The sequence below is a fragment of the Pseudomonas sp. GW822-FHT03F08 genome (assembly GCF_058801265.1).
The window spans coordinates 195739-210448 of the sequence record NZ_JBXANC010000007.1; the positions used below are offsets into that span (position 1 = coordinate 195739).

General features: G+C 59.0%; 13 protein-coding genes. 3 read left to right on the forward strand and 10 right to left on the reverse strand.

Annotation, left to right across the window (positions count from 1 at the left end):
- Positions 1-7: 7 nt before the first annotated feature.
- From AC1RME_RS19175 to AC1RME_RS19205, 7 genes are all read right to left on the reverse strand, one after another.
- A complete protein-coding gene (locus AC1RME_RS19175; RefSeq protein WP_096819509.1) occupies positions 8-316 on the reverse strand; it encodes a BufA1 family periplasmic bufferin-type metallophore in 309 nt (102 codons plus the stop codon).
- A gap of 243 nt (positions 317-559) precedes the next feature.
- Positions 560-958: a hypothetical protein gene (locus AC1RME_RS19180; protein ID WP_493071770.1), complete on the reverse strand. Its 399-nt coding sequence runs from the start codon at positions 956-958 to the stop codon at positions 560-562.
- 180 nt (positions 959-1138) lie between these two features.
- Positions 1139-1840, reverse strand: coding sequence for an ABC transporter ATP-binding protein (locus tag AC1RME_RS19185; RefSeq protein WP_493091631.1), 702 nt, complete (start codon positions 1838-1840; stop codon positions 1139-1141).
- The gene (gene livG / locus AC1RME_RS19190; RefSeq protein ID WP_096819506.1) at positions 1841-2608 is read right to left on the reverse strand and encodes a high-affinity branched-chain amino acid ABC transporter ATP-binding protein LivG; all 768 of its coding nucleotides are present in this window, start codon (positions 2606-2608) and stop codon (positions 1841-1843) included.
- The gene (locus AC1RME_RS19195) at positions 2605-3861 is read right to left on the reverse strand and encodes a high-affinity branched-chain amino acid ABC transporter permease LivM (RefSeq protein ID WP_096819505.1); all 1257 of its coding nucleotides are present in this window, start codon (positions 3859-3861) and stop codon (positions 2605-2607) included. The genes livG and AC1RME_RS19195 overlap by 4 nt, the downstream gene beginning before the upstream one ends.
- A complete protein-coding gene (gene livH, locus AC1RME_RS19200) occupies positions 3858-4781 on the reverse strand; it encodes a high-affinity branched-chain amino acid ABC transporter permease LivH (protein WP_085729918.1) in 924 nt (307 codons plus the stop codon). The genes AC1RME_RS19195 and livH overlap by 4 nt, the downstream gene beginning before the upstream one ends.
- 231 nt (positions 4782-5012) lie before the next feature.
- Entirely contained in the window at positions 5013-6140 is a 1128-nt protein-coding gene (locus AC1RME_RS19205) for a branched-chain amino acid ABC transporter substrate-binding protein (protein ID WP_096819504.1), read from the reverse strand.
- Positions 6141-6492: 352 nt separating this feature from the next.
- On the opposite strand from AC1RME_RS19205, the gene AC1RME_RS19210 reads away from it, so the two are divergent.
- Positions 6493-6798, forward strand: a complete 306-nt coding sequence (locus AC1RME_RS19210) for a DUF2288 domain-containing protein (protein WP_096819503.1) — start codon at positions 6493-6495, stop codon at positions 6796-6798.
- A 250-nt stretch (positions 6799-7048) separates the two neighbouring features.
- Here the strand turns inward: AC1RME_RS19210 and AC1RME_RS19215 are convergent, their stop codons facing one another.
- Entirely contained in the window at positions 7049-9250 is a 2202-nt protein-coding gene (locus tag AC1RME_RS19215) for a hypothetical protein (RefSeq protein ID WP_102621486.1), read from the reverse strand.
- 197 nt (positions 9251-9447) lie between these two features.
- Between AC1RME_RS19215 and AC1RME_RS19220 the strand changes: the two genes are divergently transcribed.
- On the forward strand, positions 9448-10344 hold the full coding sequence (locus AC1RME_RS19220) for an NAD(P)-dependent oxidoreductase (protein WP_176504826.1): 897 nt from the start codon (positions 9448-9450) through the stop codon (positions 10342-10344).
- Here AC1RME_RS19220 and AC1RME_RS19225 read toward each other — a convergent pair.
- Positions 10235-12517 carry a putative bifunctional diguanylate cyclase/phosphodiesterase gene (locus AC1RME_RS19225; protein WP_096819501.1) on the reverse strand — a complete coding sequence of 761 codons (2283 nt, stop codon included), beginning with the start codon at positions 12515-12517 and terminating at the stop codon, positions 10235-10237. The genes AC1RME_RS19220 and AC1RME_RS19225 overlap by 110 nt on opposite strands.
- A gap of 164 nt (positions 12518-12681) precedes the next feature.
- On the reverse strand, positions 12682-13035 hold the full coding sequence (locus AC1RME_RS19230; RefSeq protein WP_096819500.1) for a YkgJ family cysteine cluster protein: 354 nt from the start codon (positions 13033-13035) through the stop codon (positions 12682-12684).
- 302 nt (positions 13036-13337) lie between these two features.
- Here AC1RME_RS19230 and AC1RME_RS19235 point away from each other — a divergent pair, with 302 nt between their 5' ends.
- Entirely contained in the window at positions 13338-14687 is a 1350-nt protein-coding gene (locus tag AC1RME_RS19235) for a spinster family MFS transporter (RefSeq protein WP_493091632.1), read from the forward strand.
- The last annotated feature ends 23 nt before the right edge of the window (positions 14688-14710 follow it).

Genomic DNA, 14710 nt, shown 5'->3' on the forward strand with positions numbered 1-14710 from the left:
CGCCGGATCAGGACTTGGCCTTGAAGGCTTCCATCTGACCGAAACCGGTCGGCGAGGTTTTGCTTTCGGTGGTGGCGCAGGTGCCTTTCGGAACGAACTTCCAGGAGTTGGCCTGGTAATCCATTTTCGCCGTGCCTGCGCAGGTGGTGCCGGCGCCGGCGGCGCAATCGTTATGACCTTTCATGGCCACGCCGAAGCATTTTTCCATGTTGGTGTTGTCGGCAGCCTGGACGGTCGAAACGGCGGCCATGCTCAGGGCGGAACCGAGGGCCAGAACCAGGGCGGTGGCGGACAGGGTGCGGGTGGTAGCAGTCATGATGTTTCTCCGGTTTCAACTTGGGTTGGAACAAGCGATGTGCGCTTGCTTACCCCACTAGAGAAACGACCTGGCGATGCGTTACAGCGATCGACAAATTTTTTTTGCCGGGCAAAAAAAACGGCCCGAAGGCCGTTTGTTATTGGGCGCAATCTCTCTGCTCTCAAACTGCGGCTTTTGCACAGTTGGGAAATGAGCAGGAGAACGCTTATCTGATTTTTATACACAGAAGATTATCTAGGTTCACCAGTCGGAGTTGATTCTGAATTCCGCGCCTTTAAACGGTGGCTGGTCAACGCCTGATAAATTGCTGGCAGAACCTCTAAGCACTAATGCTCCTGAACTATATTGATCGAGTTGTAGAATGCCCCCGGTTATAGCTCCACCTTTGTCTACCTTGCCCGTCTCGTTCTCGATCACGATGAAATACGCAAAAATGTCATCCTTCCCAAACTCATAAGTCCCTGGACCATTGGTACGGGGGCCGAGCACCATGCTAAATAGAAACGTATGCGTCTGGTTTCGGACAATGGCGGCATGTACATAATCAGACTTGTCAGAACCACGACTTATTCCATGAACGGTTGATTCGATTACCTCATTTGCGTAGTGGAGTTTGCAGTAGTCGTTTGCATTACTCATGTTTGTATCTCCAGGCAGATATCAGGTTTGTTACGCCATGGAATGTTACGAGCCGGCTGGTTTCTGGTGGTACTGTCAGATTTGACAGGTTTTTATAATCGTTGGCGATACTGTCAATAGCAAAAAAAATGCCCGCAACTTTCGATGCGGGCATTTCATTTTTTGCAGCAGATTCCGTGATCAACCGCCGAGATACGCCTCGCGCACTTTCGGATCGGTGAGCAGCGCTTCACCGGTGCCTTGCATCACCACCCGGCCGTTCTCCAGAACGTACGCACGGTCAGCGATTTTCAGCGCCTGGTTGGCGTTCTGTTCGACCAGGAACACCGTCACACCGTCCTTGCGCAGCTGTTCGATGATGTCGAAGATCTGCTGGATGATGATCGGTGCCAGGCCCAGCGACGGTTCGTCGAGCAGCAGCAGTTTCGGCTTGCTCATCAGCGCCCGGCCGATGGCGAGCATTTGCTGTTCGCCGCCGGACATGGTGCCGCCGCGCTGGTTGAAGCGCTCTTTCAGGCGTGGGAAAAGTCCGAGAACCTTGTCCATCTGTTCCTGATAGTCGCCCTTGTCGGTGAAAAATCCGCCCATGGACAGGTTCTCTTCGACGGTCAGTCGGGCAAACACCCGACGGCCTTCCGGCACCACGGCAATGCTCTTGCGCATGATCTGCGACGATTCCTGGCCGACCAGTTCCTCACCCATGTAGCGGATGCTGCCGCTGTGCGCCTGCGGCGAACCGCACAGCGTCATCAGCAGGGTGGACTTGCCGGCACCGTTGGCGCCGATCAGGGTCACGATCTCGCCCTGAAGGACTTCGACGTTGACGCTGTGCAGGGCCTGGATCTTGCCGTAGAAGGTGGAAACGTTTTCGAACTGCAGCATTTACGCTTCCCCCAGGTAGGCTTTGATCACTTCAGGATTGTCGCGGATCTGTTCCGGCGTGCCGTTGGCCAGAGGCGTGCCCTGGTTGATCACGACGATGTGGTCGGAAATGCTCATGACCAGTTTCATGTCGTGTTCGATCAGCAGCACGGTCACGTTGTGCTCTTCACGCAGCACGCTGATCAGCGCCTTGAGGTCTTCGGTTTCCTTCGGGTTCAGGCCGGCGGCCGGTTCGTCGAGCATGAGGATCCGCGGACGGGTCATCATGCAGCGGGCGATTTCCAGACGACGTTGCTGACCGTAGGCCAGGGTGCCGGCCGGACGGTTGGCGAATTCCTTGAGGTTGACCTTGTCCAGCCAGTATTCGGCGTATTCCATGGCCTCGCGCTCGCTTTTGCGAAACGCCGGGGTCTTGAACAGACCGGCCAGGAAGTTGGTGTTCAAGTGACGGTGCTGGGCGATCAACAGGTTCTCGACCGCCGTCATGTCCTTGAACAACCGTACGTTCTGGAAGGTGCGCACTACGCCTTTGAGGGCGATCTTGTGGCCCGGCAGGCCTTCGATCGATTCGCCGTCGAGCACGATGCTGCCGCCGCTCGGCTTGTAGAAACCGGTCAGGCAGTTGAACACGGTGGTCTTGCCCGCGCCGTTCGGCCCGATCAGTGCAACCACCTCTTTTTCCTTCACGGTCAGGGCCACGCCGTTGACCGCCAGCAGGCCGCCGAAGCGCATGCTCAGATTTTCGACTTTCAGGATCTCGCGGCTCATTTGCGCAGCTCCATGTGAGGACGTTGCATGGGCAGCAGACCTTGAGGTCGCCAGATCATCATCAGCACCATCAGGGCGCCGAACATCAGCATGCGGTACTCACTGAACTCACGCATCATTTCCGGCAACAGGATCATCACGACCGCGGCCAGTACGACGCCCAGCTGCGAGCCCATGCCACCCAGCACCACGATGGCGAGAATGGTCGCCGACTCGATGAAGGTGAAGGACTCCGGCGTCACCAGCCCCTGACGGGCAGCGAAGAAACTGCCGGCGAAACCGGCGAAGCAGGCACCCAGGGTAAACGCCGAGAGCTTGATGATCGTCGGATTCAGGCCCAGCGCGCGGCAAGCGATTTCGTCCTCGCGCAACGCTTCCCAGGCACGACCCAGGGGCATGCGCAGCAAGCGGTTGATGACGAACAGCGCGAACAGCGACAACAACACCGCGATCAGGTAAAGGAAGATCACCTTGTTCACCGGGTTGTAGGTCAGGCCGAAATACTCGTGGAAGGTCTGCATCCCTTCTGCGGCCGTCTTGTCGAAGGTCAACCCGAAGAGGGATGGCTTCGGAATGTTGCTGATGCCGTTCGGGCCGCCGGTGATGTCGGTGAGGTTACGCAGGAACAGACGGATGATTTCACCGAAGCCCAGCGTCACGATCGCCAGATAGTCACCGCGCAGACGCAGTACCGGGAAACCGAGCAGGAAGCCGAAGGTGGCCGCCATCAGTCCGGCGATCGGCAGGCAGATCCAGAAGCTCAGACCGTAGTAGTGCGACAGCAGCGCATAACTGTAGGCGCCGACGGCATAAAAGCCGACGTAACCGAGGTCGAGCAGGCCTGCCAGGCCGACCACGATGTTCAGGCCGAGGCCGAGCATCACGTAGATCAGCACCAGCGTGGCGATATCCACCGCGCCGCGAGAGCCGAAGAACGGCCAGACCAGTGCACCGATGATCAACGCAATGATGATCCAGCGCTGGGTGGTCGGCAGGGTCAGGAAGCTACTGGCCTTGGCCGGCATTTTTGGCAGGTTCGGTGAGGATTTCCACGCCGCACCGATCTGCTGGTCGAACAACACTCGCAGGAACATCAGTACCGAGCAGACGGCAATGGTGATCAATGTCGAGGTACTGGTGCCATGCACTTCGAGGTTGATGCCGACGATGGTCAGCTTCAGACCGAGTACCGGGTAGGCCACCGCCCACACCAGCAGGGCGCTGAACAGCGCCTGTTTAAGATTCCTAGTCATACTTTCTCAACCTCCGGACGACCCAACAGGCCGGTTGGCCGGAACAACAGCACCAGAACCAGCAGGCCGAACGCCACGACGTCCTTGTACTGGTCGCCGAAGATATCGGCACCAAAGGCTTCCGCCACACCGAGCACCAGCCCGCCGAGCATGGCGCCGGGGATGCTGCCGATGCCGCCCAGTACCGCCGCGGTGAAGGCCTTGAGGCCGACGAGGAAACCGGCGTTCGGGTTGATCACGCCGTATTGCATGCTCAGCAGCACGGCCGCGATGGCCGCCAGCGCAGCACCGATGACGAAGGTCAGGGCGATGATGTTGTTGGTGTTGATGCCCAGCAGGTTGGCCATCTTGATGTCTTCGGCACAGGCGCGGCAGGCGCGACCCAGGCGAGAGCGGGAGATGAACAGCGTCAGGCCGAGCATGGCGACCAGGGTCACCACGAACACCACGATTTGCATGTAGGAAATCAGCACTTCATGTGCGCCACCTGGCCCGATGGAGAAGTTGCCGGGGATCAGGTTGGGGATGGATTTGTCCTTGGAGTCTTGCGCCAGCAGAACCGTGTTCTGCAGGAAGATCGACATGCCGATGGCGGAAATCAGCGGGATCAGACGGTTGCTGCCGCGCAAGGGGCGGTAGGCGACGCGTTCGATGCTGTAACCGTAGGCACTGGTCACGACGATGGTTGCGAGAAAAGCGGCGGTCATCAACAGTGGAACACTGTCGAGTCCCATCATGGACAGCCCGGCGATGGCGATAAAGGCCACGTAGGAGCCGATCATGTACACCTCGCCGTGGGCGAAGTTGATCATTCCAATGATGCCGTAGACCATCGTATAGCCGATGGCGATCAGGGCATACGTGCTGCCAATGGTCATGCCATTAACCAGCTGTTGGAAGAAGTGATAGATGTCAGGCATTACAGCGCTCCTAAAAACCTGATACGCATTTCACTGGTGGAGTCATTTTCCCGCCCGGCCCCGTGGATCTTTATCCACTTCGAATCCGGGTTTTGCCAGCGAACCGCTGATGACGGTTTTGAGATTTTCAGGTGGGGAGACTGGCGGATCACGCCAGCGCGGCCCAATACATTCGTAAAACAAAGCCCACGGCACGCCGTGGGCTTTATTGGCAGTCAGTCAGGCAGCGCCTTACTGAGGCGAAACTTCGGTTTTAGGTTTGCCGAAGTGCCACTCGTAGACCACGAATTTGAAGTCCTTCAGGTCGCCCTTGGCATCGAAGCTCAGGTCGCCGGTCGGGGTCTTGAAGGTGCCGGCGTGAATGGCAGCCGCCACTTTCGCAGGGTCTTCGGATTTGGCAGCGGCGATACCGCCGGCAATCACTTCAACCGCCGAGTAGGAAGGGAACACGAACGGGCCGCTCGGGTCTTCTTTCTTCGCCTTGAATGCATCAGCCAGAGCAACGTTGGCCGGATCCTGGTCGAAGGACTTCGGCAGGGTCACCAGCAGGCCTTCGGACGCGTCCTTGGCGATCTGCGAGATGGAGTCGTTACCCACGCCTTCCGGACCCATGAACTTGGCTTTCAGGCCTTTTTCCTGGGACTGACGCAGGATCAGGCCCAGCTCTGGGTGGTAGCCGCCGTAGTAGACGAAGTCGACGTTGGCTTGCTTGAGCTTGGAGATCATCGAGGAGAAGTCTTTGTCGCCGGCGTTGACGCCTTCGAACACGGCAACCTTGACGCCTTTGCCTTCCAGGGTTTTCTTCACGGCGGTGGCGATGCCTTCACCGTATTGCTGTTTGTCGTGCAGAACAGCAACGATTTTCGGTTTCACGTGATCGGCAATGTAGTTGCCGGCGGCAGGGCCCTGGGCGCTGTCCAGACCGATGGTGCGGAACACCATTTTGTAACCACGGCTGGTGATGTCCGGGCTGGTGGCAGCCGGGGTGATCATGATCACGCCTTCGTCTTCGTAAACGTCCGAAGCAGGCTGAGTGGAGCTGGAGCACAGGTGACCGACCACGAACTTGACGCCGTCGTTGACGACCTTGTTCGCTACGGCTACCGCTTGTTTCGGATCGCAAGCGTCATCGTATTCAACGGCTTCGAGCTTCTTGCCGTCGACGCCGCCCTTGGCGTTGATCTGTTCGATGGCCATTTTGGCGCCACTGAACTGCATGTCGCCGTACTGGGCTACCGGGCCGGTTTTAGGGCCGGCGATACCGATCTTGATGGTGTCAGCTGCGAACGAATGGCTGGCAACCCCGGCCAGTACCATAGCGGCAAACAGTTTGGAAATCTGCTTAGTAGCCTTAGTCATAGTGCTCCACTCTTACTGTTGTATTTTTTTAGAGTCCTGACGCCGTAGCAGCAGAACCGGGCCAGATATCATCGCGATATCGTCCGGAAATGCCCCCGGCAACTGTACCGGTACAGTGTAGAGCGCCGGTTGTTGGCCTGGGAAGCTGGCGCCCAGGGGCAAATTCTGGAGATGTCGCTTTAATGAAAGAAAAAGACAGAATTGCGGCGGGACGTTCAGAGGGCTTATACCCCAATCATCAGCATTCCCTGGCCTTCCTGCTCTTTTCGTTCGGTACAGCCTTTTGCTACCGGGTTTTTCTGCTGGACCACCGACGTTATCATTCGCGCCGATTTCTTTTCCGGACAGTCCCATGAATCAAGAACCTAGCACCCTCTATGCCAAGCTGCTTGGTGAAACCGCATCTATTACCTGGAAGGAGCTGGAGCGCTTCTACGCCCAGGGTGCCCTATTGTGGGTCGACGCTGACCTGGATTTGATCGCCGTGGCCGAGGCCGTGGCATCGGATCAAGGCGAGAAAGTCGCTGCCTGGCTGGCCGAAGACAAAGTCGCCAAGCTGTCTGAAACGCGGGCGCTGGATATTTTTGAACGTGATCCGCAGATGTGGGCGGTCGTGGTTCGGCCATGGATTCTGGTCCAGGAAAGGGCGTCCGCCTGAGGTGGTGCGCCTTGTTGGTGCGCGCGATCACCGAGGAAAAGTGTGTAGCCGAGTAGCGTGATGGCACGTTGCCGTAGAGAAATGCCACAAGCGGGGGTGGCATAACGGTGACGTAAACGTAACGGGCACAGTTTAGTAAGCAGCCTAACGGCTGCTTAATTGTTTCTGGATGTTGGAAAGGCTGAATAAATCGGGGAATTCGAGGACTCCATCGCGAGCCAGCTCGCGATGGAGTCGCCTCGGTCTTCGATCAGACCGAGTAAGTCTTGCCAGTATGGTTATTCAGCGAGATGACCTTGGTCTTGCCGATCCGGTGACGGTAGATCTCGCGCAGGTACTTGATCGACTTCTTCACGCAATCGCGCGACAGGCGGATGTCGTTGATCGAGACAAACTTCTCTTTGTCGTTGATCAGCTCGCGGTACTTCTTCTCGTACATCGGCTTGATCGCGTACCAGTTGGTATCGAGGATCTTCGCCGGGTTCTCGAATTCGTTGAGCAATTCGTCGATACGGTCTTCGTCGAATTCTTCATTGATGATGAAGTCGAGGATCGAGTTGTCCAGGGTCTCGTCGAAACGGTACGGGTTCTTCGCGAAGCAACGCTTGATGAACGCCACGATCAGGGTCAGGAAGTCGTCCGACAGGCACGGGCTCTTGGCGATCAGGGTGGTCAGCGACAGGTTCGCCGAGGCGCCGATCACCAGTGCGTAACGCTTGAGCGTGGTGTTGGGGAACAGGCTGTTGAGGTGGGTCTTCAACCGGTTCAGGTCCATGTACGACAGTTTGTAGTCTTTCGGCAGCGAAACGATCGAGACCACCGACGAGCAGTTCTTGAAGAAGTGCAGGTCATGCAGCGCAGCGGCGTCGTAGCCGGAGTTCTTGTATTGCTCGAGCGAGGCGCGATAACGCTTGGATTCGATCGGCAGCAGGCTGATGCCTTCGATGGCCTGGGTGACCTTGTTGAAGTGCGGCAGGTCGATCGAACGGAAGAACAGGTCGTCGATGTTCAGGCGCTGTGGCTCTTTGTCGAACACCTTGAACTTGTCGCTGCTCGGCGGCGGCGTTTCCGGCACCACGGATTCTGCGTAGGCAATCGCCACCGGGCCGGCCAGACTCATGAACAGGTCGTTGGCGTCCAGGCGAATGGTCTCGCCGATGTCGATACCGGCACGACGGAAATAGTTCTGGTCGTAGTCGGTCGTGACCGCCTGCGCCGTCAGAATGTTGAAGATCTGCTGCGAGATGTACTGGTTGGCGTGCTTCTCCATCGCATTGACATCAATGTTCTGGATGTTGCCGTCATCGCTTTCTTCGGCGTAACGCATGATGTCGTTGGAGATCAGCATCATCGCGTTCCATGGGCGGATACGGCCCATGACGCTGGCTTCGCTGCTGTCTTCGTTGGCGAAGTTGTACGAGAAATCCCATTCTTCCGAGAGGTATTTGCACAGCAGGCGACCGGCGTTGATGTGCAGCGCCTCGGACATTTCGCTGCGGTGGTCGGAAATGTTCGGCAGCACGCAGATGCCGCTGGTGAAGATCGGCTCGAACACGAACGAATGACCGCTCTTGCCGTCATGTTCGTCCATCGGCTTGGTGTCGAACGTCTTGTTCATGTACGAGTGTTGCTGGGCCAGGCCGAATTCCGAGGCCATGCCCGAACCGGTACCGCCGCCGGCACTGAAGATCGAGAAATACAGGCGCGACTGGTTGGCCTTGATGCCGCAGCTGTCGATCAGGTACGAGTGGATCATTTTCCAGTCAGGGCTGGAGAAGCGCTGGGTGTCCTTGTTCAGGATGATCTTCGCCAGGTACTGGCCGAGGATTGGCGCGTTACCGGCGCCGCCGGCGTGGACTTCGGACAAGTCCATGATCTTCATTTTGCTGTAGTCGCGCAGGAAGCCGCTCTTTTCGCCCTTGCGCGAGAAACGGATGCGTCCGGCAATGTCTTTGTCCAGGTCGCCGAGCATCACCAGCGGCTCGACCAGGAACACCGGTTTGGTCGACTTGTTCGGGCCGATCCGCAGGTTCTGCTTGATCCACTGGGCCGGGCTGTAGCCTTTGTCGGTCGCCAGACGCCGGTCAGCCGCGCGATCTTCGTTGTTGAATTCGTTGAGGTAGAACTTGCGTGCGTTGTACACCAGCTCCGCCACGTCGAGGGCGATGTTGGAGCCGCAGCGACCGAGGCCGATCAGGCACACCGACGGGAATTCCTGATCGTTGTGCTGCTCGTTGTCGCCTTCCAGGTGCGGCGGGCGCGGGAACACCAGGTCACGCAGGCCATCGAGGTTGTCGAGGATGCGGTCGGTGTTGGTTTCGGTGAAATACAGGTATTGCTGGGTGCCCAACGGGCGCGAAGGAGGCAATGGCTTCATCGGGGCAGGGCTGTTCGCTGCTGGGCTCAGGGTCAGATCGGATACCGCAGTGGCCGGATTGTTTTTAGAAGTCATTGTGCGCCATATACCTGGACTGGTTGGTTCGGCGACCGGTGTCGTCGAGCCTCACGGAATGGGAATCTCGCGTCTTTTTACTGCGCGTATTTGGCCCGTGCGTCAGGGTTCTGGCCTGAGTGCCGCGCGGGGGAATCCTTTCCTGATTGATGATGGATCGGCCATTATTCGGCGATCTTTAATCAAAAGGAGGCTAAATGATGTCAACGCTACCTTCGTTGGGGTTTGCCGGAATCGGTCTGATGGGCCTGCCGATGTGCCGGCGTCTGCTGGCAGCGGGTTATCCGCTGACCGTGTGGAACCGCAATCCGGACAAATGCGCGCCGCTGGTCGAGGCCGGTGCCCGGCAGGTGGCGACGCCCGCCGAGCTGTGTCGGCACGCCGATGTGGTGATGCTGTGCCTGGCTGACACGGCGGTGGTGCGTGAGGTGGTGTTTGGCCCGGTCGGTGTCGCCGAAGGGGCGAAGCGCGGTCAGTTGCTGGTGGATTTTTCCAGCCTGGAACCGACGGCGACTCGCGAGATGGCGGCTGAGTTGGCCGACAGGACTGGCATGACGTGGCTCGATTCACCGGTGTCCGGCGGCGTGGTCGGGGCCGAGGCTGGCAGTCTGGCAATCATGGTGGGCGGTGATGCCGCGGATCTTGAACGTGTACGCCCGGTGTTGCTCGCCCTCGGTCAGCGCGTCACGTACATGGGCGGCGTCGGCGCCGGCCAGGTGACCAAGGCCTGCAACCAGATGATCGTCGCGTGCAATGCGCTGGTGATTGCCGAAGTGGTCGCGCTGGCCGAGCAGTCCGGGGTCGACGCCAGTCTGATCGCCGAGGCACTGGCCGGTGGTTTCGCCGATTCGAAGCCGCTGCAGATCCTCGCCCCGCAAATGGCCGAAAGCCGTTTCGAACCGGTGAAATGGCACGTGCGTACGCTGCTCAAGGATCTCGACACGGCGGTGAAGTTTTCTCGCGAAGTGGGCTCGGCCACGCCGATCAGCGGATTGGCCGCACAACTGATGCGCCTGCATGGGGCGCAGGGCTTTTTGGCGAAAGATCCATCAACACTGGTGAAAATGTACCGCGAGCCAGCGTCAGCGGATTGACCGCGTGGGAGTGTTTGCGCTGATTGATCTCTTCCAGGACCGGGCGCAGTTCGTCCAGCGGCACCGGACGGCTGAGCAGGTAGCCCTGAATGAAGTCGCAGCCCGAACGTTCGAGGAATTCGTATTGCTCCAGGCTTTCCACGCCTTCGGTGACCACCTGCAAGTGCAGGGTGTGGGCCATGACGATGATCGCCTGGACGATTTCCATGTCGGCGGTGGCTTTGGGAATATCGAGGATAAATGAGCGGTCGACTTTCAGTGTGTTGAGCGGCAGTCGCTTGAGGTAGGCCAGCGACGAATAACCGGTGCCGAAATCATCGATCGACAACGACACGCCCAGGGCGCGGATCTGCCGCAACAGCACCAGCGTGTTGGCGATGTTGCCCATCAGGGCGTTCTCGGTCACCTCCAGCTCCAGCCGTTCGGGGGAAACGCCGGCGCTGCGCAAGGCGTGTTCGATTTCATTGGCCAGTTCTTCCCGGGCCAGATTCAGCGGTGAGCAGTTCCAGGCGATCTTCAGGTCATCACAGCCATGGCGCGACAATTCGCCAAGGTCTTCACAGGCCTTGCGCAACACCCAGTTGTCCAGTTCGGCGATCAGGCCATTGTTTTCGGCGATGGCGATAAAGCGATCCGGGGTCAGCAGGCCGTGCACCGGGTGCTGCCAGCGAATCAGCGCTTCAAGCTTGGTGACCTTGCCGGTCTTCAGTTCGAAGATCGGCTGGTAATACAGCATCAGCCCGTTCTCTTCGCGCAGGGCAAGACGCAGTTCTTCTTCCAGTTGCAGCTCCAGGCTTGCGCGGTTTTTCAGGTTGGAATCGAAAAAGTGCACGCCGTTGCGTCCAGCACCTTTGGATTGATACAGCGCCAGGTCCGCGTGCTTGAGCAGTTCATCACAGGTGGTGCCGTCTTCGGGAAACAGGCTGATGCCGATGCTGGTGGTCATCACCATGCGCCGGCCGGCCAGTTCGATCGGCTCCTTCATCTTGAGCATGATGCGCTGGGCCAGGTTGCGGGCTTCTTCTCGGTCGCGCAGGCCGATCAGGATGCAGAATTCGTCGCCGCCGAAACGGGCGACCACGTCTTCATGACCGCGCACCGAACCTTTGATGTGTTGGGCGATGACTTTGAGCAGTTCGTCGCCGGCATCATGGCCGAGGCTGTCGTTGATGCGTTTGAAGTGATCGATGTCGAGAAACATCACCGCGAGCATGCCGCCCTCGGTGGATTTCTGGCTGAGCTTTTCAGCGAAGAGCTGGTTGAAACCGCGACGGTTGATCAGGTTGGTCAGGGCGTCGTAATTGGCCGCCTGCTGCAGCGACATCCGCGCCTGATCGAGCTGGCTGAGCAACATGTTGACCCGGCGCAGGTCCTGTTCCTTGTTCTGCAGTTTCTTGTCGGCCAGTGCGGCGCTGATGGCGCTGCCGAGGATCAGCAGGGTGATAAAGGCGACGGTGAGCCCCAGTTGCAGATGGCTGGAGTCGACCTTCAGTGTGGGAATGCTCCCCTCCGGGAGGACCAGATGCAAGGCCGCCATGCCGGTAAAGTGCATGCTGATGATGCCGGCCCCGAGAATCAGTGTGGCCACGTATTTGAGCATCTGGTTGTGCAGGCCGCTGCCTTCACGCAAATTCCCGGCCACCCACAGGGCGGCGAAACTGGCACCGATTGCAATCAGGATCGACAGTCCGAACAGGGTCGGGTCGTAGTAGGCCGTGGCCGCCGATTGCATGGCGGCCATGCCGACGTAGTGCATGCCGGCGATGCCCAAGCCGATGACGATGGCGGTCTTGAGGTATTGCAGCAGACTGGGCTGTGGCTCGCTCAGCGTGTGCATGGCCAGCCAGGAGGCCAGCACGGCGATCAGCAGGGAAAACAGGGTGATGGACTGATCGTACTGGATGTCGATCGGCGTCTGGAACGCCAGCATGCTGATGAAATGCATGGCCCAGATGCCACCGGCCAGGCAGGTGGCCCCGATCCAGCGCCAGATCCTGCGTGATCCGGGATCTTCGGCATGGCCGACGCGTTCCGCCATGTCGAGGGTAGCGAAGCTTGCGGCGCAGGCCACCAGATAGGCGATCAGCACCAGCAAGGGATTGTGTGTGCAATTGAGAATGACCTGCCCGCTCTCCGGCAGCTCGGCAACAAACTGCAAACCAAGCCACTCCATAGCATGCCCCGTCTCTGAGTGCTTCCTTACTGCGTCATCAACGCAGGCGAATGAATGCAGTATAGAGGCCGATTTCGGGGCGCAAGCGGTGGTGGCACATTGGCTCTAATGATTTTGGCATGAGCGTCATAGCGATTGGCGCTAAGCCTCGTACGCTCGGTAGCTCAGGCGACTTCGTTCCAGTGCGGTTGCAATGGCGGCAGGCCAAAACGGGCACGCGCCTTGTCGCAGTCGGTGTTCTGCTCGCCGTTTTCCCACGACGCCTCGAACTCGCGGCAGGGGCTGGAACGCTTGTCGTAGATCGTGCAGGCCACCGATTTTCCGACTTCGCCTTCCAGCGCGGTGCAGCGCGGCGCTTTGCGGTCGGTACCGATCATCGCGACCCGGCTGGGCGTGATTTGGGTGACCAGTTCGTCGGGTACGGTCCCGCCGGAGGATGCGCATTCCCCCCAGAAAAATGAAACACGAAAATGGGAACAGCAGGCACCGCAACTCAGACACGGACTGACTTCGGACATTAGGGGGGCATCAAAGGGATTGATCGGCAGGATCCGGACGGATCCGGCGGCCATTCTAGGCTTTGCCACGGCGTTGGGAAGGGGGGCGTGAAAGTATTTTTTCATTGCCGGATTTTTCCGCAAAACCCCCGGTTTTCGGGGGATTCGAAGCATTTCAAGGGCTTACGTTTCGTTACACGGCCATGGCCCGTCATCAGGCTGACGAATGATCACAGACAGTCCCGACGAGCGTGACTAGATTGCAGGTTCCGGGCTCGGATGCGTCGGCAGTGAAGCCCTATAACAATAAAAGAGACGGACCCATGCAGAACTCGACCCAAGCGGCGAATGCCTGGCGCATTCTGTTCCTGCTGTTCCTCGCCAACCTGTTCAATTTCTTCGATCGCACCATCCCCGCGATCATCATCGAGCCGATCCGCATGGAATGGCACCTCAGCGACTTTCAGCTGGGGATCGTCGGCACCGCGTTCACTATCGTCTATGCCATTGCCGGCCTGCCGCTGGGGCGCATGGCCGACACCGGCTCGCGCAGCAAGCTGATGGGCTGGGGGCTGGCGACCTGGAGCGCGTTGACGGCGGTCAACGGCCTGGTCGGCAGTTTCTGGAGTTTCCTGCTGGTGCGCATGGGCATCGGCATCGGTGAGGCCAGTTACGCGCCCGCCGCCAACTCGCTGATCGGCGACCTGTTCCCGGCGCACCGTCGCGCGCGGGCCATGGGCATCTTCATGCTGGGCTTGCCGTTGGGGCTGCTGCTGGCGTTTTTCACCATCGGCGCGATGGTCAAGGCGTTCGACAGCTGGCGTGCGCCGTTCTTTATTGCTGCCGTGCCGGGGTTGCTGCTGGCGGTGTTCATGTTTTTCATCAAGGAACCCAAGCGCGGCGCGGCGGAGACCGTGCAAGTGTCGCAGGAGAAAGTCGACAAGCCGGTCCGCCGGATTCTCGCGGTGCCGACTTTTCTGTGGCTGGTGATGGCCGGGTTGTGCTTCAACTTCGCCACCTATGCTTGTAACTCGTTTTTGGTGCCGATGCTCCAGCGCTATTTTCTGATGCCGTTGCAGGAAGCGGCAGTGGCCACGGGGCTGATCGTCGGCGTGACCGGACTGATCGGTCTGACGCTCGGCGGCTGGATCGCCGACAAGATCCATCAGCGCGTGGCTAACGGGCGGCTGCTGTTTGCGGCGTTCAGCCTGAACATTTCCACCGTGTGCACCGCTTGGGCACTGCACGCCGGGCGGATCGAGATCGGTGTGTTTGTCGCGCTGTTCAGTGTCGGCTGGCTGTTTGCCTATAACTTCTACACCTGCGTCTACACGGCGATTCAGGACGTGGTCGAACCGCGCCTGCGGGCCACGGCGATGGCGCTGTTCTTTGCCGGGTTGTATTTGCTGGGCGGTGGTCTGGGGCCGGTGGTGGTCGGTGGTTTGTCCGATCACTTCGCCAAGTCGGCCATGATTTCGGCGGGCGCCGAGCAGATGACCGAGGCGTTCAAGGCGGTCGGCCTGCATGACGCGATGTACCTGATCCCGGTGGCACTGTTCCTGACCATGGTGTTTCTGTTTCTGGCGGCGCGGTGTTTTGTGCGGGATGCGAAGCGGATGAAGGAGGGCTTGGTGGCGGTGGTTGAGTCTGAGGGCGCTGTGGTGACTGCGTAATCGCCGCAATTTTCAGACAAACA

Excerpts from the sequence above, each read along its gene's own strand:
- AC1RME_RS19175 (WP_096819509.1), bottom strand. The coding sequence starts at position 316 with ATGACTGCTACCACCCGCACCCTGTCCGCCACCGCCCTGGTTCTGGCC.
- AC1RME_RS19180 (WP_493071770.1), bottom strand. The coding sequence starts at position 958 with ATGAGTAATGCAAACGACTACTGCAAACTCCACTACGCAAATGAGGTA.
- AC1RME_RS19185 (WP_493091631.1), bottom strand. The coding sequence starts at position 1,840 with ATGCTGCAGTTCGAAAACGTTTCCACCTTCTACGGCAAGATCCAGGCC.
- livG (WP_096819506.1), bottom strand. The coding sequence starts at position 2,608 with ATGAGCCGCGAGATCCTGAAAGTCGAAAATCTGAGCATGCGCTTCGGC.
- AC1RME_RS19195 (WP_096819505.1), bottom strand. The coding sequence starts at position 3,861 with ATGACTAGGAATCTTAAACAGGCGCTGTTCAGCGCCCTGCTGGTGTGG.
- livH (WP_085729918.1), bottom strand. The coding sequence starts at position 4,781 with ATGCCTGACATCTATCACTTCTTCCAACAGCTGGTTAATGGCATGACC.
- AC1RME_RS19205 (WP_096819504.1), bottom strand. The coding sequence starts at position 6,140 with ATGACTAAGGCTACTAAGCAGATTTCCAAACTGTTTGCCGCTATGGTA.
- AC1RME_RS19210 (WP_096819503.1), top strand. The coding sequence starts at position 6,493 with ATGAATCAAGAACCTAGCACCCTCTATGCCAAGCTGCTTGGTGAAACC.
- AC1RME_RS19215 (WP_102621486.1), bottom strand. The coding sequence starts at position 9,250 with ATGACTTCTAAAAACAATCCGGCCACTGCGGTATCCGATCTGACCCTG.
- AC1RME_RS19220 (WP_176504826.1), top strand. The coding sequence starts at position 9,448 with ATGATGTCAACGCTACCTTCGTTGGGGTTTGCCGGAATCGGTCTGATG.
- AC1RME_RS19225 (WP_096819501.1), bottom strand. The coding sequence starts at position 12,517 with ATGGAGTGGCTTGGTTTGCAGTTTGTTGCCGAGCTGCCGGAGAGCGGG.
- AC1RME_RS19230 (WP_096819500.1), bottom strand. The coding sequence starts at position 13,035 with ATGTCCGAAGTCAGTCCGTGTCTGAGTTGCGGTGCCTGCTGTTCCCAT.
- AC1RME_RS19235 (WP_493091632.1), top strand. The coding sequence starts at position 13,338 with ATGCAGAACTCGACCCAAGCGGCGAATGCCTGGCGCATTCTGTTCCTG.